Origin of the sequence: Streptomyces sp. 15-116A, from assembly GCF_025290915.1 — a bacterium.
GTDB lineage: Bacteria > Actinomycetota > Actinomycetes > Streptomycetales > Streptomycetaceae > Streptomyces.
Genome location: NZ_JAOCQE010000008.1, coordinates 1 through 16,595 on the forward strand (window position 1 = coordinate 1; position 16,595 = coordinate 16,595).

Sequence of the window (16,595 nt, forward strand, 5' to 3'; positions counted from 1 at the left end):
GGCGTCGGGCGCGGGCCGGTGGGCGGAAAGGCCGGGAGCAGCGCGGCCAGCCGGGGTCCCGCCAGCACGCATTCGGGGCCCGTCGCCGACCGCAGACCACTCATCGCCGCGTCGAACGCGCGCTCGGTGCGGCCGCCGTCGCGAGCGGCCACGGCCTGCTCCAGCTCCGACACGACGGCGGCCAGGTCCGCGTCCGCGGCCGTCTGCTTCCTTGTGAAGGTCACCGGCACAACCTTGGGGCCGAGGTCTGGCAGGTGTCGTCAGGCCACCGTCGTCCGGCGATCTCCGGACTGCTCCGTGCTGTCGGGAACCGGTGAACACTCGCTGCCGGACCTGTCGTGAACAGAGCCAGGCCGGGCGCACCGTCCGGGAGGTGCCGCGCGGCGGCGGGGGCAGGGCCGAGCAGGGGCAGGCGGGGGCGGATTCACGGACCCGGCCGCCACGTGTGCGCGACGCCCCTCGGGCACACCCGCCGCATCAGGAACCCCGGCGGCCGGGCCGGTTCAGTCCCGGAGGGTGGCGAGCCAGCCGGTCAGCAGGCGGTTGACCTCGTCGGGGCGTTCCTGCTGGATCCAGTGGCCGCAGCCGTCCAGGATGTGGGAGGCCGACAGGCCGGGCAGGGTGGTGGGAAAGGCGTCGATGGCGTCGGACATCCAGGTGGTGGAGGCGTCCAGGGCGCCGCCGATGAACAGGGACGGCTGTTTGATCGGGGCTCCGCGGTAGGGGGCGAGGTCCTCCCAGTCCCGGTCCATGCTGCGGTAACGGTTGAGCGCGCCGGTGAGCCCTGTGCGCTCGAACTCCCCGGCGTAGACGTCGAGGTCGTCCTCGCTCAGCCAGGCGGGCAGGACCTTCGTGGGGAAGCGGTCGCGCAGCCGGCCGCCGGGGGTGACGAAATGCGGGTCGGGCTCGCCGGCGGACGGCATGGTGCCGGCGGACAGGGCCGCGTAGAAGCCCGCCAGCCAGCCCCGCACGTCCGGCTCGATCTCCGCCTCGGCGCGGCCGGGCTGCTGGGAGTAGGAGACGTAGAACTCCTGCTCGGGGCCGCCGATCCGGTCGAAGACCTCGGTGGGGCGGGGGCCGCCGGGCGGCGCGTAGGGGACGCTGAGCAGGCCGACGGCGCGGAACACCTCGGGGTGGAGCAGGGCGGAGGCGGCGGCGATGCTGGAACCCCAGTCGTGGCCGACGACCACCGCGCTCTCCTCGCCCAGGGCGCGCACCACGGCGACGTTGTCTGCCACCAGGTCGAGCATCCGGTAGGCGTCGGCCGCCTGCGGTGTGGTGGAGCGGCCGTAACCGCGTACGTCGACGGCCACCGCCCGGTAACCGGCCGCGGCGAGGACGGGGAGCTGCCGGCGCCAGGAGTACCAGGACTCGGGGAAGCCGTGCACCAGCAGGACCAGCGGGCCGGTGCCCTGCTCGACCAGGTGCAGGCGCCCGGCCGGGCCCTTCACGGTGCGGTGGCAAAACCCGCAGGACGGCGTCGAAGGCATGGGCTTCTCCTCGGTACGGGCGGACGCGGCTACCCCTCGATCATGCGGCGCGGCACCCTCCCGACGCGATCAGCTGTGCCAGGCTGGCAAACTCGCAGGACAGGGTGGTGCAACGGGCGCGGGAAGAAGGAGCGGGACAAGGTGGCGGCCGACGACGTGGACAGCGCACTGGCGGCGATGGGGCCCAGGCTGCGGGCCGCACGCGAGCAGCACGGCGCCACGCTCACCACTGTCAGCCGCGCGACCGGCATCCCGGCCAGCACCCTGTCCCGGATCGAGACCGGCCGCCGCACACCCACCCTCCACGTGCTGCTGCAACTGTCCAAGCAGTACGGCGTCCGCCTGGACGAACTCGCCGGCACCCCACCCACCCCCGCGGCCCCGGCCGCGCCGCGCGCTGCGGCGCCGCTGAGCTTCGGCGACGACAAAGCGGTGTGGCCGCTCACCCGGTACGTCGGCGGGCTGCACGCCCACAAACACGTCCTGCCCGCCCTCCAGGAAACGCCCGCGCGGCGGCCCCGCCAGGTCTCCCACGACGGCCACGAATGGCTGTGCGTCCTGTACGGGCGGCTATGGCTCGCGCTCGGCGACCACGACCTCTTCCTGACGCCCGGAGACACCGTCGAGTTCGACACCCGCACCCCGCACGCGGTGGCCAACACCAGCCCCTCCGGTCCGGTCGAATACCTCATCCTGTACGGGCCACAAGGCGAACGCCCACGGCCGCGCACCCCACCCGCCACCGGCCACGCAGGCCGGTGGCCGTATCCGCCCCGCACCGGCCCAGGCGAACAGCCATGAAAGTGCCCCGCAGACCGGCGCAGGCGAGGCGGGACTGCCGCCGCAGGGCACCTCGCCGCACGCAACCACCACGGCTTCCCCCCATGTGGCCCTCGCCCACGCCTGGCAGCAGCAGACCGGCCTCCTCCATGGCACGCAGCCCCGGCTGCTCACGGATGGATCGAGGACTCAGCCGCGGCAAGCCGGAACGGCAGACCGGGACGGCAGGCCGGGACGGCAGGCCGGGCAGGCCGGCACGATGTCCGCGACCGCACAAGCCCCGCGTGCCTCGCAACCGGCGGCCGGCTGCCAGGAAGTCCGAGCCCGACGTCACCAGCCGCCACGAAGTCCGAGCCCGACGTCACCGGCCGCCACGAAGTCCGAGCCCGACGTCACCGGCCGCCACGAAGTCCGCAGACCATCCGCCACGTGAGCCTCTGCGCCGACGGGCGCACTGGCCGTCGGCCTTCCCCGGGACAGTGCACCCGACGCCCAGGGCCGCGCAGGCAGCAGCGGCACAGGCTGTGCTGCAGGCCCTGTCCGCGGCCCGGCCGTCCGGCATACTGCACGGGCGGCCCACCCCGTTAGCTTCTTCGCGGTCCTGCACGAGGGCCGCTGGCCTCCGGGCCCGGTATGCCTGTTGCCCCCTGTCGAACGGATGACCTGGGGGGGGTGGTGTCACCGGGCCCGAGGGGTGCCGTCACAGACGCTGATCGGAGGTCCGGCCACCGCCCTGCCCGGCGCAATGCCGGGCCACTCGCGGGCGGCAGGTCTGCACAACGTGGATGCGCACGAACGGCCCCGCCGCCGAGGCCGGCACGGCATCGACGCATGTGGGGGCACGGTGATCGACATCGACGAGACGGGCGTCTTCCTCGGCCTGGACGTCGGCAAGAGCAACCACCACGGCCACGGACTCACGCCGGCCGGGAAGAAGGTCTTCTACACAGGTCCTGCCGAACGGCGAACCGCAATTGCGGGCCGTCTTCGACAAGCTCAAGGCCAAGTTCGGCACCGTCCTGGTGATCGTGGACCAGCCCGCCTCCATCGGGGCCCTGCCGCTGACCGTCGCCCGTGACGCCGGCTGCAAGGTCGCCCACCTGCCCGGACTCGCCATGCGCCGGATCGCCGACCTCTCCCCCGGCGAGGCCAAGACCGACGCCCGCGACGCGGCCGTCATCGCCGACGCCGCCCGCACCATGCCCCACACCCTGCGCTCCCAGAACTGGCCGACGAGATCACCGCCGAGCTGACCATGCTGGTCGGCTTCGACCAGGACCTGGCCGGCGAGGCCAACCGCACCTCCAACCGCATCCGCAGCCTGCTCACCCAGTTCCACCCCAGCCTCGAACGCGTCCTGGGCCCCCGCCTGGACCACCCCGCCCTCACCTGGCTCCTGGAGCGCTACGGATCCCCGGCCGCCCTGCGCAAGGCCGGCCGCCGCACACTCGTCGAGGTCATCCGGCCGAACGCCCCGCGCATGGCCACCCGGCTCGCCGACAACATCTTCGACGCCCTCGACGAACAGACCGTCGTCGTCCCGGGCACAGGCACCCTGGACGTCATCGTGCCGTCGCCGGCCAAATCGCTCGCCGCCGTCCACGAACACCGCCGGGCACTGCAAGCCCAGACCGACGCCCTGCTGGAGGCCCACCCTCCTTCCCAGGTCCTGACCTCGATGCCCGGCATCGGCGTCAGGACCGCCGCAGTCCTCCTGACCACCGTCGGCGACGGCACCAGCTTCCCCACCGCCGCCCACTTCGCCTCCTACCCCGGCCTCGCCCCGGCCACCAAATCCTCGGGGACCTCGATCCACGGCGAACACACACCCAAAGGCGGCAACCGGCAGCTCAAACGCGCGATGTTCCTGTCCGCGTTCGCCGCCCTGCACGACCCCGCCTCCCGCACCTACTACGACAAATGCCGAGCCCGCGGCAAGACCCACACCCAGGCACTTCTCCGCCTCGCCCGCCAGCGGACCAACGTGCTGTTCGCGATGCCCCGCGACGGCACCTTCTACGCACCCCGAACCCCACACCCCGCTTGACGAAAGACATAGAGGCACCCCCGTGAGTCCGGCCCATGTGCGGGGGCGTCTGGCCCGGTGGATGCGCGAGACGATCGGTCCGAAGGCGTTGATCACCGACGACACCGGCTTCCTCAAGGACGGGGACGCCTCGGCATGCGTGACCCGGCAGTACACCGGCACGACGGGCAGAGTCACCGACTGTCAGATGGGCGTCTCGGTGCACCTGGCCACCGACCGTGCCTCCGCGGCCGTCGACGGGCGCCTGCTTTTGTATCCGAACCTCACCAAGCCCTACTAGCCCATGCGTAGGCTTCAGCCGAGTGTCCCGGGGATGGTGCAATGGCGCGTCGGTGTCGCTACTCACCCTGGTCACATGTCTGGAGCGTCCTCCGCCCCCGCAAGCGAAGGCCGACGGACGGTCGTCATGACCGTGCTCACCGTGCTGGCGGGCGCCGTCGACGCCGTCAGCTTTCTGACCATGGGACACGTCTTCTGCGCGCTGGCGACCGGTAACGTGCTCTTCCTGTCCTTCGCCCTCGCGGGCGAAGGAGACGTACCGGTGGCGCGGCCGTTGCGGCCGTCGCGCTGAAGTGGCTCGCGGATCGCGGGAAAGCCTGGTTTCCGCTCGGGCTGTTCGGAGAGGCGGCGCTGCTGGCGTGCGGCGGTGTGCTGGTCCTGGTGCGGCACGGCACCGGTGCCGTCGGTGACACGTCCGATCTCGGGGGCGTCGGGCTCGTCGCGCTGGCGATGGGCGTACGCGCCTCCACCGCGCTGCGCGTGCACATGCCGGGGATGCCGACCCTGCTGAGCCAGACCGCCATCGCCGAGCTCGTCAACGACGTGCTCAAGCGTCCTGGAGCGGTGCTGCGCGGATTGACGGCTGAGCAGCGGCTGGCGCGGACGCGGTGGACGGCGACGGTGGCGGGGATCGTCGCCGGTGGAGCGCTGGCCACCCTGCTGCTGGTGCCGTTGGGCACGGGTCGAGCGCTGCTGGTGATCGCCGCCGTGGTGCTGCTCCTTGCAGTGACCGCGAGCGTCGTACCGCCGAGGGCGCGCCGCTGTCGTCGTCCTCGCTGAGCGTCACCCCGACCGCCTTGTCTTCCGCTCATCGACCGCTCCGCGCGGACGTGCCGGGCCCCGGCACGTCGGCCTTCCGCGCGTCCTCGACGAGCGGGGCGAGGTCGTCGAGCAGCGTCCTGTCCGGCACGTCGGCAAGTGCGGCGACAGTGTCGAAGCCGTCGAAGGCGACGAGGAGGCCGCTTCGCCAGTCGCTCCGGTTGCCCCGCCAGAGCAGGACTGCGCATGGTGATGATCCAGTTCCGACCCGCCTCGATGCAGCCGAGCCGGGTACGCCGAACGAGGGCGCCGATCTGGAGGGACGACGGAGGTGACGCCTGCGTGGTCGTGCCGGACATGGCATCCACCACCCTGGCAGGCAGGCAGTATCAGCTCACGACCGTCTCCCAGGTGTCGACGGCGTAGTGCACGGTCATTCCGTGACGGTCGTACAGCCGAGGCGCCCCGGTGGCGTTCTCGGTGTCCACGCCGAGCCCCACGGTGTCACGCCCCCGCGTCGCGAACACCGCGAAGGCGTGGCGCAGCAGCAAGCCCTCGGCCACGGGCCCCGGGCAGGACGCCGATGCTGCGGATCCATCCCATGGCCTTCCGGTCGTCGCGGGCGAGGAGGAGTCCGACGTCCCCGAGATCATCGGTGGAGACGATCCACACCATCGACCAGTCCAGCCCGTCGGTGCCGTCGTCGTGCAGCCACGCATCGTACTCGCGGGGCTGGAAGTCGAAGTGATCGGCGAAAGATGCCTCGGGCCGGATCCAGGGCACGGCGCAGGACGTGGTACCGCCGCACCACGCGCCAGTTACTCGCCCTGAGCAGATCGGTGTCCAGGGTGGGCGCGACATTGACGTGCAGATGCACCACGGCCCGTGAGGCACCGTTCTCGCGGGCCTTCTCCAGCGCCCTGCGCTCCATGGCCTCCAGCATCCGCGCGGCCGCCCGCTGGTGATCCGGCAGCACGTACTGGTCGATGTCGATCCGCTCCCCGCCGGACTCGTCCCACAGCAACCCGTAGGCGACCAGGCGTTCCTCGTCCCAGACCAGCCAGGAGTCACGCTCGAGGTCGGTCTCCGGATGCTTCAGGTCGGCCTCGACGGTGTGCAGATCGGTCTCGGGTCTGCCGATCTCGATCTCGTCCACCTGGTTGAGCAGCTCGGTGACGGCGGGCGCGTCGGTGAGCTCGGCGGGACGCAGTGTGTAGGGCATGGGCCCAAGAAACCGGCGGGACGCCCCGGACGCAACGCCTTTTCCGTCTGATGGTCAGGACCTCCAGGCGCCACAACTCCGTCGACGACGACATCGCGGCGACGCGTCAGTTGTTGATGTCCCTGTCGAGCAAGTCCCGCGCGCTGCGCTCCGCCTGGGGCACACCGGCCGCCTGCCGCGCCCGCGTCCTCAGCACCTGAGCCGCGCCCCCACCCCCACCCCACCGCTCGCTCATCCTCACCAACACCCCTACCGCTCACGGGAGTCAGCCTTGTCCGCCGCACCCTCCCCGCACAGGCCCGAGCCACCGCAGACCGTTGCGGTGGCGTCTTCGGCCACTTCGGCGACCGGCTGTGTCATCGAAGCTCGACGGCGTAAGCGCTGCCTGGGAACTCCCATCCGTCGGTGCCTTCGCCGATGTCCGCCACGATGATGTCGTCGATGAAATGGTCCTCGAAGTCCTGGTCGGTGAGCTCGCCGGCCAGCCAGAGTTCCTCGATCGCGTCCCAGTAGCCCCTGCTGCCGTCGATGCGCAGTGGAGCGGCCCGCCGGTTGCCGCGCTCGCGTTCGTCGTCGCCCGTCTTGACGAGGCCGCTGATCTCGAACTGTCCCCTCCTGAAGCGGTCGGGGATCGGTTCGGCGGGGACGACGGCGGCGTTCTCGTAGGCGGTGTGGATGAGGTCGCGGTGGCCGCGGCGGATGTTGTACTCGGGGTCCGACAGCCAGTTGACCAGGGTCCTGGTGGTGACGTGGAGGCCGGCGTCCTCCAGGGCCTGGTGACCGCGGTGGGTTGCGGTGAGCTGGCTGAGCTGGGCGTGCCAGTGCTTGGCGGTGTAGGAGGACAGCCGGTGGCGGGGGGTGACCTGGGAGCGCAGCAGGCCGCCCAGGGCGGCGCCCAGGGAGCCCCCGCGGCCGGTGGGTCCGGCCATCAGTCGTCACCTTCGGGGATGATCTCGCCGGGCCGGACGAACTTGGCCTTCACTTCGCCGAAGCCGGTCCCGATCCGGTAGGTGGCGGGCGGCGTGCTGTCCGGCGTCCAGAAGACGGCCGCGTCGACGTTGCGCAGCGCGATGAGTGTGTGGCCTTCCTGGACGGCCCGGAAGGCCACGCTCCAGTGGCGCACGGAGGCCTCGGCGACCAGGCTCATGCGCCAGTCCGGCCGCCAGAACGGCGAGCGCTGCTCGGTGCGTTTGGGCCACAGCAGGCGCAGCGCGATGGACAGCCGTGTCTTGTAGGCCTTGTACGGCTCGCCGCCGGCCTGGACGAGCTCGGTGCGTGCTGTGCGGGTGGCCTCGTAGAACGGCTTGAAGAGGGACTCGTTGGCCTTCCCGGTCCAGGAGTCGTGGATGACCGGCGCGGTGGGGGTGTGTCAACTTAACGGCGGATCGTGGTTGTTGAGTTATGTCGGTGTGGGTCAGGCGGCCGTCGAAGGCGATCTGGAAGGCGTTGAGTGGGGCCTTCCAGCGCATCGTCCAGCGGCGCCGGCCCTTGCCGGTCGGGTCCAGGCTCATCAGCGCCATGTAGACGCACTTCAACGCGGCGGCCTCCGAAGGGAAGTGGCCGCGGGCCCGGACGGCCCTGCGGATGCGGGCGTTCACGCTCTCGATCGCATTCGTCGAACAGATCACCTTGCGGATCTCGACGTCGAAGGAGAGGAAGGGCACAATCTCGGCCCAGGCGTCGGACCACAGCTTGATCACGGCCGGATGCAGGTCGAGGTGCGGTGGCGCGCCCTGGTCACCGCCCGCCGCCTACCCCCCTGCGCGGCCCGGATGCTGGACCGGCCATCCCGCCCCGGCGACAGCGGTGTGTCTCCCGCACCACGTCCCCGCTCGCGGAAGGCGAGATGCACGGCCTCCAGCACCCCCGCGACGGCTTGTGGGCGGAACCGAGGATGTCCAGGCGCCACGGGCCCCAAAACGCGGCATATCAGGAGGCACTCCCTCATACCCGCCCGCCCCGACCGGGCAGACGTAGCTTTTGAAACGACCTCTCAGCTTGTTTTTTATGGTTTGCGAGCTTTGAGTTGATTACGTTCTGCGATGCTCTCGGGCCGTCTGGTCGTCTTGCCCACGTCGTAGCGGGTGGCGGGGCGCCGGTTCTTGGAGCCAAGTGGGCGTCCTGGGCCTGGAGTTGACGGTTTGGGCGCACGGGCCGGATTGTGCAGGTGGGGGCGGATGTTCCTGAACCCTCGGCGGACGCGGGCCGGGGTGAGCCGGCCGGGCTCGGCCGGCTTCTCCCAGGGGCGGCGAAGATCTGCGGCGAGTGGCCGAGTGAGCCGGAGCTGGGTGTGCGCGGCGATGACGATCCATGTCCACCGGTCTGCCGTGTCGGGAGTACGGAGTCGCGGACGCGTCCAGCCGAGCGTCTGTTTCTCAAAGCGGAAGGTGTGTTCCACATCGAAGCGACGAAGGCAAGCCTGCCAGCACAGATCGACGTCTTCGCTGGTCATGCCGGTCCTCGAGGACCACAGCCACAAGGGCAACGGGTCACGGTCGCCGGGCAGGTGGTCGACCTTCAGTCGGATCAGCGTGCCTTCGAGACGGGGAGTTCACCGTCGTGGTCGATCCATGCGGAACGAGTGGTGAGGCGAGGATGGATCCGGTCCCAGGCCATCGCCTGTGCGGTGCCGTAGCGGTCGGTGACCTGCACGGTCTCCGCGTCGGGCTCGCCCCAGGTGTCGGGCTTGGCGAAGCGGAACTCCTTGCCGTGCTTCGGCGGCCTGCCGCCCTGAGGGTAGGCCAGGGCGTACTCCTTGAGCGAGGGTGCCGGACGGCGCATCACCCGGTCCGAGCGCATCCGCCCGAGCACCTCGATGGGGAACCCGTCAAGGAGGTAGGCCATGCGCGGGGCGTCGTAGCCGGCGTCGAAGACGACCAGGATGTCCGGGTCCCCCTCCTCCCACTGGCCGCCGTCGATCAGGTCGGTGACAACACGGCGGACCTGGGCGGCGGAGACCTCGGCGACGTCGTCGTCGGGGCCGAGCCGGACCGCGTCGAGCAGCTGGCACCACGAGGTGCGGCCCGTCTCCAGCGCGGCCACGAACGAGTACGGCCAGCCAGGAATGAACTGGTCCGAGGAGCGTCCCGAGCGTCCGTAAACATGGCAGAACAGACGGTCCGGGCTGGTCGGCGCGTCCGGGCGCAGCCACGCGGAGACATCGACGGCCAGGACCAGACGGTTGTCGGCAGCCTTGGGCTGCGGCAGCATCGCCAGAGCCTTGCGCAACCGGTCTGCGTCGATGCGGCCCTGGTTGAGCGCGTCGTACATCGCTCCGTGCCCACGCCGGTGCTCTGCCAGCAGCGTCAGGTCGACCGGCGAGGTCACCGGGCCGTCCTCGCACAGCATCGCGTCCGTGAGCTCGAACAGCGCGTCACCGCGCCGGGTCAGACACGCGAACAGGTCTTCCCGAAAGTGGGACGTGAAGTCGAACGCATCCCGCCGGGCATCGTGGTCCAGCACACTCACCTCTGCGGCCTTCGTATGAACGTGATTCCGTGGTGGAACGCATGGTCATACGAAGGCCGTCAGCGTGCCCGGTGAATCCCCAGACGAGCGAGCCTGTACGAGGCAACGTTCGAGGCCAGAGGTAAAGAAGCTCAACGGCGACTGGTACGAGGACGACGACCTTCGGGCGTTCCTCCTTGGCCTGCTCGCCACTCGATAGAAGGAGGCCCGCATGTTGGCTACCGGAGTCCTCAAGGACGGTTGCCCGTACGACGTCGAGATCACCGGCCAGGCCGACCGGCCGGTGATCGGCTCGGCGCGAATCCGGGCGCTGGTCGAGCAGCACACCGGGAAGCCGGTACTACTCGGCCCGCTCGGACCCCGCCGCGATTTGGACCCGGGCGATCCGCACGCGGTTCTCGCGCTGCTCCGCCAGCGCACCCGCTTGACCGAGTACCGCCCGCGTGCGGGCACTTTGGGCCGGTAGCAACCGTGCGTCCGCCCCCGACGTCCGCTCTAGAGAGAGTCGAGGGGGACCCATGCGCCTGGTAATGACCGAGCAGTTCGCCGTTGCGATGTTGGCTCTGATCCCAGTCCTGGCCTTGGTCACCCGGGTCGACTATCAACGGCATGCAACCTATTGGCTGGACGTGGCCGGCGCGGGTTACAGCCTGCAGGGCTCGGAGCGCAGGTACATGTTGGTGTCCAGCTCTCTAGCGCTCGCGCAGTTTCTCGCCTTTGCCTACCTGATCTGGTGGTTGGCAGCCACGACCCGGCCAGAGCACCCGATCATGGCTTGGTTCATCGCGGGATCAGTCGTTGCACAGTTCGGTCAGATCAGCCTGTACGTGATCAACTTGCCGCGGAGCCTTGAGCGGCTGGCCAAGGAGAGGCGCCGACGGTAGCGGTGAAGACGCAAGGGGGTTGAGGCCTTCAACCTACCCACGTGACCACACGTTTCGCTTACGCCATCCAGGCCCTGCCCGCTGCCCTGCCTGCACCCGGGGCACCGCCGGGCCCGCCCGATCCCCGCTGCCAGTGAGATACAGCCGCCCGCACACGACGACTCCCGCCCGTGGGCGGGCGACGCATACGACGAGGGCGACGAGACCGATCCGGCAAACGCCTTCGCTGCGTTCACCGGCAAGGACGGTGAGGAGGCCTGGCTGGACCGGGCGCCGGACGGCACCCTCACCGGCTGGGTCCGAGACGCCACCGGTCAGGTGTGGCGGTACAGCTACGACAGCGCTTGGGTGTTGGACGTCGACGGCGCGCAGATGCAGCGCGTCAGCACCTCCCCCGGCCAGAACCCCTCGGGCGCCGAGACGGGCGGCGACCAGGGCGAGGAGACTCCCGCCGGAGAGGAGAGCGACCCGTACGCCGACGACCCGGCCGCAGCAGACAGCGCCGATCCAGAGCCCGACCCGCTCGCCGACGTCGACGAGAACCCGGACGTCCTCACCGCGGCCGCGGAGCATCGCGTCCGTGAGCTCGAACAGGGTGTCACCGCGCCGGGTCAGGCACGCGTAGAAGTCCTCCCGGAAGTGTGACGCGAAGTCGAACGCGTCGCGCCGGGCATCGTCGTACAGCACACTCACCTCTGCGGCCTTCGTATGAGTCTGTTTCCGTGGCGGAACGCAGGATCATGCGAGGGCCGTCCGCCTGTCCGGCGAATCCCCAGGTGAGTGACGACGTACGACGCCCTGTTCGAACTCGGAGGTTAAGTAACAAGCTAAGTGCCTGCTTCTAAACCCGGTACCAGCAGCTCAAGCGCCGCCAGTCCGGAATGGGAGATTTGCGCAAGCGTTCGGGGAACGGTCACGGTGACCGTTCCCCGGACGGCATCTGCCGGGGCTGGATCTCGGGGGCGGTGAAGGCCCCTACAGTCCCGCCGTCCGCCGCTTCCCCGGCTCATGGTGTTCTGCATCGACTCGCGGAAGTGGCGCATCAGTTGCTGGCCTCCATCTGGCGGGGAACACCTGCGGCGCGCAGTTCGCGCAGGTCGGGGATGTGGTTGTAGCGCGCGACGGCAACCGTCCGCCAGGGGTGCAACTGGTGCTCTGCCGCTGCAGAGCGCACGGCACCCGCCCAAGAAGTGACGGGCGGGTGCCGTGGAGGGTCAAGCCGTTCAGGCGGGGGTGATGTTCTCCGCCTGGGGGCCCTTCTGGCCCTGGGTGACGTCGAAGTTCACCTTCTGGCCTTCCTGGAGCTCACGGAAGCCGGAGCTGGCGATGTTGGAGTAGTGGGCGAAGACGTCGGGGCCTCCGCCGTCCTGCTCGATGAAGCCGAAGCCCTTTTCCGAGTTGAACCACTTGACGGTTCCGCTGGCCATACTGCCCTCCAAGGGGACTGGAAATCGGTTCCTGCACCGCGCGGGAACCGGAGGTGATCGCCTTGGTCCTCAGACACTCTGAACAGCAAAAACGCCCGTGCGCACGCTCACGGGCGACCGGTACTTCGGAACCATGACAGCTGACTCTGACGCTACACCGTAAGCCCACGCCCCTCTCGCCCGCACGTGCCACGCCCGCCGATCGCTGCGTGCGTGCGCCGGGGCACCGCCGACTGCGCCCACGAGCGGGTCACTCGGATGGGTCGGCGCGCGTTTGCAACTGCCGCCAGCAGTGGTGGATGTACTGCTCAGCTTCTCGCACGGCGCAGGAGGAGGCGTCCGCGACCCCGGCCGCAGATGACGCGGCCTTGTCCGCGCGAGGTGCGGTGCGACGGCGCACGAGGTTTGCTACGCGCGCGACACGCCTTCGGTCGCCTTGGCGCAGGACGGCGGCACGGGCAACCAAGATCGTGGCGATGACTGCGGCGGCGGTCAGCGCGGTAGCCGCATGCTGATCGGACATGACTGTGGTGGCGTCCTTCGTAGAGTACTTACCGGGGGCGATGAGAGGGCCGGTATCCGTGCTTCGTACCGGCCCTTGCTCATCCTCATACGTCAACCGGGCCAGGTGCCGGCCAGGCGGCGGTGGCGGCGGCGCCGGCTCGGTCGACGGCGGCCTTGACTCCGGCGAAGATCGCGCCCTGCAGGGTGGCGGCGAGCAGCACCTCTGTCCAGGCGCGCTCCTCGTCGGTGGCGTCCGGTGCGTCCTCGTCGTGGCCGAGCACCTTCCACGCCTGCTTGAACAGGCCACCGGCGAGCATGCCGCTGACGGCTCCCAGGGCCAGACCGACCGGCTTGTAGGCGATCTGCGATGCCTTCAACCAGCTCACCCCACGGGGCGGACTCAAACCCGTTTGAGGAGGGTGTCGTGCTCTTCCTCGAAAGTCAGCTCGGGTGGAGGGGTGCGGAAACCACGGGTTAGGTAGGCCAGATAACAGATGCCGAGGGCGAGCCAGATGACTCCGAGGGTGAGGGCCTTGCTGTCGAGGTTGGCCAGGAGCCAGACGTCCACCGCGGCACCGATCACGGGGGCGATCATGTGGCCCAGCAGGCCGGGGCGGCGGCCCGCGCGGCGCTCGCGCAGGTAAGTGGCGATGACGGCGAGGTTGACGAAGGTGAAGGCGACGAAGGCGCCGAAGTTGATGAAGGAGGTGGAGGTCGCGAGGCTGAGGCTCAGGGCGATCAGGCCGACGGCGCCGGTGAGGAGGATGTTGAGAGCGGGGGTGTGGTAGCGGGGGTGGACGCGGCCGAAGAGACGGCGCGGGAGAACGGAGTCGCGGCCCATGGCGTACAGCAGCCGGGAGGTGCTGGCCTGGGCGGCGATGCCGGAGGCGAACTGGGCGACGACGAGACCGGCCAGGAAGACCGACGAGAACAGGTCACCGCCGATGGTCTTGGCGATCTCGAATGCGGCCGAGTCGGGGTCGTCGAAGGTGCTGCCGGGGTGTGCCAGCTGGGTTGCCCAGGCGACAGTCACGAAGATGCCACCGCCGATCAGGGCGATCAGCACGATGGCCCGGGGCATGGTGCGCTTCGGCTCGATGGTCTCCTCCGTGAGGGTGGTGACCGCGTCGAAACCGAGGAAGGAGTAGGCCGCGATGGCGGCTCCTGCGGAGATGCCCGCCAGGGTGGTGGCGTGATCGGCGAACGGTGCAGTGCCGGCCAGCGCACCGGTACCTCCGACATGGAGTACGTGGCGCAGGGAGAGGACGACGAAGATGCCGATCACCAGCACCTGGAAGGCCATGAGGAGATCATTGGCCCGCTCCGCCGTCTTGATGCCCCGCACATTGAGCGCAGTGGTCAGGACGATGAAGCCGACGATCCACACCCAGATCGGCACGCCGGGGAACTGGGCCTGGAGATACGCCCCGCCGATCAGCCAGATGACCATGGGCAGGAAGAAGTAGTCGAGCAGAGTCGCCCAGCCGACCAGGAAGCCGACCCTGGAGTCGACGGCCCGGCGGACATAGGTGTACGCGGAGCCGGCCACGGGGTGGGCGGCGGCCATCTTCCCGTAGCTGTGCGCGGTGAACAGCATGGCGAGCAGGGCCAGCAGATAGGCGGTGGGAACGGCACCACCGGTGCTCTCGGCCACGACGCCGAAGGTGCCGAGCACGATCATCGGGGTCATGTAGGCGAGGCCGAACAGAACGACGGATCTGAGGGTGAGCGCACGGGTCAGGCCCTGAGCGGGGGTGTTCTCCATAACGTGCTCCGAGGGGATGGTGAGCGGGGCTGGGAGGGTCAGCCGGTGCGGGGGCGCCAGCGGCCAGGGTCGATACGACCGCCGTAGAGCGGCAGGTCGAGCGGGGTGTCGGCGTCGGTGAACTGGTCCCACATACGGTTCAGCCCTGCCGTGCCGAAGGTGCGGACACGAGTGACGTCGTCCAGGTCAAGCACGTCGGTCAACGTGGTGGCGGCCGAGTCGGGGGCCTCGCTGCGCACCCGCCCCTCGGGGTCCACGACCAGACTCCGGCCGGTGCCGACGGGGCCGGCGGCGTTGACGCTGAGGACGAAGACCTGGTTGACAATGGCGTTGGCGCGGGCGAGGACGAGTTCCTGGGCACGGTCCGCCGTGGTGGTCATAACCGGGTTGACGATCACCTCGGCGCCCAGCCAGGCCAGGTGGCGCGCAACCTCGGGGAACCAGGCGTCGTAGCAGATCGCGATGCCGACGCGGCCTATGCCGGGCAGTTCCACGACGACGAAGCGGTCACCGGGGTCATACGGCTCGTGGGGCCGCCACGGAAAGATCTTGCGGTATGCGGCGACGAGGCGGCCGTCGGGTGAGTAGACCGGCGCCGTGTTGAACAACCCGCCGTTCGCGCCGCGCTCGCACACGGTGCCCGGCATCAGCCAGATACCGAGGTCGCCGGCCAGCTCGGCAAGGTGCCGGGACCGCGGGCCGTCCATGGGCTCGGCGGCTTCCTGAAGCTGCTTTGTCGATGCCGGCGGGCCGTCGACACCGCACAGGTGCAGCTCCGGGTAGACCGCGAGGCGGGTGTGCGGAAAGCGGGCCAGTAGGTGCTCGACGTCCTCGGTGAATACGGACAGCGGCGCTGTCGCGGGGCGGGCAGGCGCCTGGACGAGGGCGATGGGGAGGGGGCGGGACATGGCGAGGAAATTAACTCAAGATGAGCTGTTATTCAATAGGCTCATTTTGATCTGTTATCCGGCCTCGCTACGCTGACGGCATGCCTCACCCCCAGGACGGCCCCGTCACACCGACGGCCGACGCGGCGGCGCTGCCGTTCAACGCCCCCGCGCTCAACGGCATCCGCCGACTCACCGCGCTGGACACGGTGCGCGCCCGCATCGCACTCGCCGTCGACCTGGGCCTGCTCGCTCCGGGCGAAAAGCTCCCGCCGACCGATCAGATCGCCGCAGCGCTCGACGTCGGCGAGATCACCGTCCGCCGGGCCCTGTCCTCGCTGTGCCGGGACGGCGTGCTGGAGCGCCGCCGGGGCCGCAACGGGGGCACCCTGGTCGCTGCGCGGCCCGCCCGGGGAGCCGTGGGCGCGATGGACGCCTACCGCGCCCAGAACACCGAGGTACATGCGTTGATCGACCAGCGGCTGGTCATGGAATGCGGCCTCGCCCACCTGGCGGCCCGCAACGCTGACGAGACCGCCCTCGGCCACCTGAAGCAGCTGGCCGACGAGATGGACCACGTCCCGACCTGGGCGGAGTTCCACGGCTGCGACGAGCGCTTCCACCTGGCCGTTGCGGCCGCCACCGGTGTCCGCGCCGCCACCGACGCGTACCGCAGCGTGCTCCAGCAGCTCTACCACTACTACCTGCCCTACCCGATGGACGCTCTACGACAGTCCAACCGGGACCACCACGCCCTGGTCGACGCCCTCCGCGACGGAGACCCCGCCGCGGCGGCGGACATCGCACGCCGGCATGTGGCAGTGCTCCACAAGACCATGTTCGTCGGTCTGCTGGAGGCGGCCGAACAAGAACCCCGGTAGGCCGCGGAACGCCGGCCGGCTCCGCCCGCGGAGACAGCACCCACCAGCCGTCTTGATGACGATCAACCAGGCTGTGCCTGGTGCGCAACGGCTCGGAGGGCCGACAGCCGCGTCCGGTGCTTCGAGTCCTCGCAGGAGGCCATTGCGGACGCTGGCCCCGGGCGGCGCCCGGCGCGGAACCCTGGCGGTACGGCGTTCCCGG

The 16,595-nt window shown here is 70.0% G+C and carries 17 protein-coding genes and 7 pseudogenes; 10 read left to right on the forward strand and 14 right to left on the reverse strand.

Features of this window, described 5'->3' with window-relative positions; genetic code table 11:
- Both N4P33_RS02730 and N4P33_RS02735 read right to left on the reverse strand, forming a co-directional pair.
- A pseudogene (locus N4P33_RS02730) lies at positions 1-224 on the reverse strand (hypothetical protein); the annotation flags it as partial.
- 279 nt (positions 225-503) lie between these two features.
- Positions 504-1,490: an alpha/beta fold hydrolase gene (locus N4P33_RS02735; protein ID WP_260824523.1), complete on the reverse strand. Its 987-nt coding sequence runs from the start codon at positions 1,488-1,490 to the stop codon at positions 504-506.
- 141 nt (positions 1,491-1,631) lie between these two features.
- Here N4P33_RS02735 and N4P33_RS02740 point away from each other — a divergent pair, with 141 nt between their 5' ends.
- Positions 1,632-2,291 (forward strand): helix-turn-helix domain-containing protein, encoded by a 660-nt coding sequence (locus N4P33_RS02740; protein WP_260824524.1) that lies wholly within the window; start codon positions 1,632-1,634, stop codon positions 2,289-2,291.
- Between the two features lie 679 nt (positions 2,292-2,970).
- Here the strand turns inward: N4P33_RS02740 and N4P33_RS02745 are convergent.
- Complete coding sequence (locus N4P33_RS02745; protein ID WP_260824585.1) at positions 2,971-3,183, reverse strand: hypothetical protein; 213 nt, start codon at positions 3,181-3,183, stop codon at positions 2,971-2,973.
- Here N4P33_RS02745 and N4P33_RS02750 point away from each other — a divergent pair.
- From N4P33_RS02750 to N4P33_RS02765, 4 genes and pseudogenes are all read left to right on the forward strand, one after another.
- Positions 3,115-4,317: pseudogene (locus N4P33_RS02750) on the forward strand (IS110 family transposase). The gene N4P33_RS02745 and the pseudogene N4P33_RS02750 sit on opposite strands and share 69 nt — an antisense overlap.
- Before the next feature lie 16 nt (positions 4,318-4,333).
- Positions 4,334-4,570: pseudogene (locus N4P33_RS02755) on the forward strand (transposase); the annotation flags it as partial.
- 153 nt (positions 4,571-4,723) lie between these two features.
- Positions 4,724-4,888, forward strand: a complete 165-nt coding sequence (locus N4P33_RS02760) for a DUF1275 domain-containing protein (RefSeq protein ID WP_260824525.1) — start codon at positions 4,724-4,726, stop codon at positions 4,886-4,888.
- 77 nt (positions 4,889-4,965) lie between these two features.
- Positions 4,966-5,376, forward strand: coding sequence for a hypothetical protein (locus tag N4P33_RS02765; protein WP_399028289.1), 411 nt, complete (start codon positions 4,966-4,968; stop codon positions 5,374-5,376).
- Positions 5,377-5,744: 368 nt separating this feature from the next.
- Here N4P33_RS02765 and N4P33_RS02770 read toward each other — a convergent pair.
- Positions 5,745-6,577: pseudogene (locus tag N4P33_RS02770) on the reverse strand (GNAT family N-acetyltransferase).
- A gap of 50 nt (positions 6,578-6,627) precedes the next feature.
- On the opposite strand from N4P33_RS02770, the gene N4P33_RS02775 reads away from it, so the two are divergent.
- Positions 6,628-6,777, forward strand: coding sequence for a hypothetical protein (locus N4P33_RS02775; RefSeq protein WP_260824526.1), 150 nt, complete (start codon positions 6,628-6,630; stop codon positions 6,775-6,777).
- Positions 6,778-6,933: 156 nt separating this feature from the next.
- Here the strand turns inward: N4P33_RS02775 and N4P33_RS02780 are convergent, their stop codons facing one another.
- The 4 genes and pseudogenes from N4P33_RS02780 to N4P33_RS02795 form a co-directional block, all read right to left on the reverse strand.
- Positions 6,934-7,506, reverse strand: a complete 573-nt coding sequence (locus N4P33_RS02780; protein ID WP_260824527.1) for a hypothetical protein — start codon at positions 7,504-7,506, stop codon at positions 6,934-6,936.
- Positions 7,506-7,724, reverse strand: a complete 219-nt coding sequence (locus N4P33_RS02785; RefSeq protein ID WP_260824528.1) for a hypothetical protein — start codon at positions 7,722-7,724, stop codon at positions 7,506-7,508. Before N4P33_RS02785 ends, N4P33_RS02780 begins: the two co-directional genes overlap by 1 nt.
- Positions 7,725-7,995: 271 nt before the next feature.
- Positions 7,996-8,286 (reverse strand): annotated as a pseudogene (locus tag N4P33_RS02790) (transposase); the annotation flags it as partial.
- Positions 8,287-8,582: 296 nt separating this feature from the next.
- A pseudogene (locus N4P33_RS02795) lies at positions 8,583-10,045 on the reverse strand (NF041680 family putative transposase).
- Positions 10,046-10,256: 211 nt separating this feature from the next.
- Here N4P33_RS02795 and N4P33_RS02800 point away from each other — a divergent pair.
- The 3 genes from N4P33_RS02800 to N4P33_RS02810 all read left to right on the forward strand — a co-directional run bounded on the left by N4P33_RS02800 (position 10,257) and on the right by N4P33_RS02810 (position 11,574).
- Positions 10,257-10,511, forward strand: coding sequence for a hypothetical protein (locus tag N4P33_RS02800; protein WP_260824529.1), 255 nt, complete (start codon positions 10,257-10,259; stop codon positions 10,509-10,511).
- Between the two features lie 64 nt (positions 10,512-10,575).
- A complete protein-coding gene (locus N4P33_RS02805) occupies positions 10,576-10,929 on the forward strand; it encodes a hypothetical protein (RefSeq protein ID WP_260824530.1) in 354 nt (117 codons plus the stop codon).
- Between the two features lie 348 nt (positions 10,930-11,277).
- Positions 11,278-11,574 (forward strand): hypothetical protein, encoded by a 297-nt coding sequence (locus tag N4P33_RS02810; protein ID WP_260824531.1) that lies wholly within the window; start codon positions 11,278-11,280, stop codon positions 11,572-11,574.
- 397 nt (positions 11,575-11,971) lie between these two features.
- On the opposite strand, the gene N4P33_RS02815 is transcribed toward N4P33_RS02810, so the two are convergent.
- The 6 genes and pseudogenes from N4P33_RS02815 to N4P33_RS02840 all read right to left on the reverse strand — a co-directional run bounded on the left by N4P33_RS02815 (position 11,972) and on the right by N4P33_RS02840 (position 15,533).
- Positions 11,972-12,103: a hypothetical protein gene (locus tag N4P33_RS02815; RefSeq protein ID WP_260824532.1), complete on the reverse strand. Its 132-nt coding sequence runs from the start codon at positions 12,101-12,103 to the stop codon at positions 11,972-11,974.
- Between the two features lie 49 nt (positions 12,104-12,152).
- Complete coding sequence (locus N4P33_RS02820; RefSeq protein ID WP_010982331.1) at positions 12,153-12,356, reverse strand: cold-shock protein; 204 nt, start codon at positions 12,354-12,356, stop codon at positions 12,153-12,155.
- Between the two features lie 250 nt (positions 12,357-12,606).
- Positions 12,607-12,879, reverse strand: a complete 273-nt coding sequence (locus N4P33_RS02825; protein WP_260824533.1) for a hypothetical protein — start codon at positions 12,877-12,879, stop codon at positions 12,607-12,609.
- Positions 12,880-12,971: 92 nt separating this feature from the next.
- A pseudogene (locus tag N4P33_RS02830) lies at positions 12,972-13,237 on the reverse strand (DUF4235 domain-containing protein).
- A 23-nt stretch (positions 13,238-13,260) separates the two neighbouring features.
- On the reverse strand, positions 13,261-14,625 hold the full coding sequence (locus tag N4P33_RS02835) for an APC family permease (RefSeq protein ID WP_260824534.1): 1,365 nt from the start codon (positions 14,623-14,625) through the stop codon (positions 13,261-13,263).
- 38 nt (positions 14,626-14,663) lie between these two features.
- Complete coding sequence (locus N4P33_RS02840; protein ID WP_260824535.1) at positions 14,664-15,533, reverse strand: carbon-nitrogen hydrolase family protein; 870 nt, start codon at positions 15,531-15,533, stop codon at positions 14,664-14,666.
- An 80-nt stretch (positions 15,534-15,613) separates the two neighbouring features.
- On the opposite strand from N4P33_RS02840, the gene N4P33_RS02845 reads away from it, so the two are divergent.
- Positions 15,614-16,393 carry a FadR/GntR family transcriptional regulator gene (locus N4P33_RS02845; RefSeq protein ID WP_260824536.1) on the forward strand — a complete coding sequence of 260 codons (780 nt, stop codon included), beginning with the start codon at positions 15,614-15,616 and terminating at the stop codon, positions 16,391-16,393.
- The last annotated feature ends 202 nt before the right edge of the window (positions 16,394-16,595 follow it).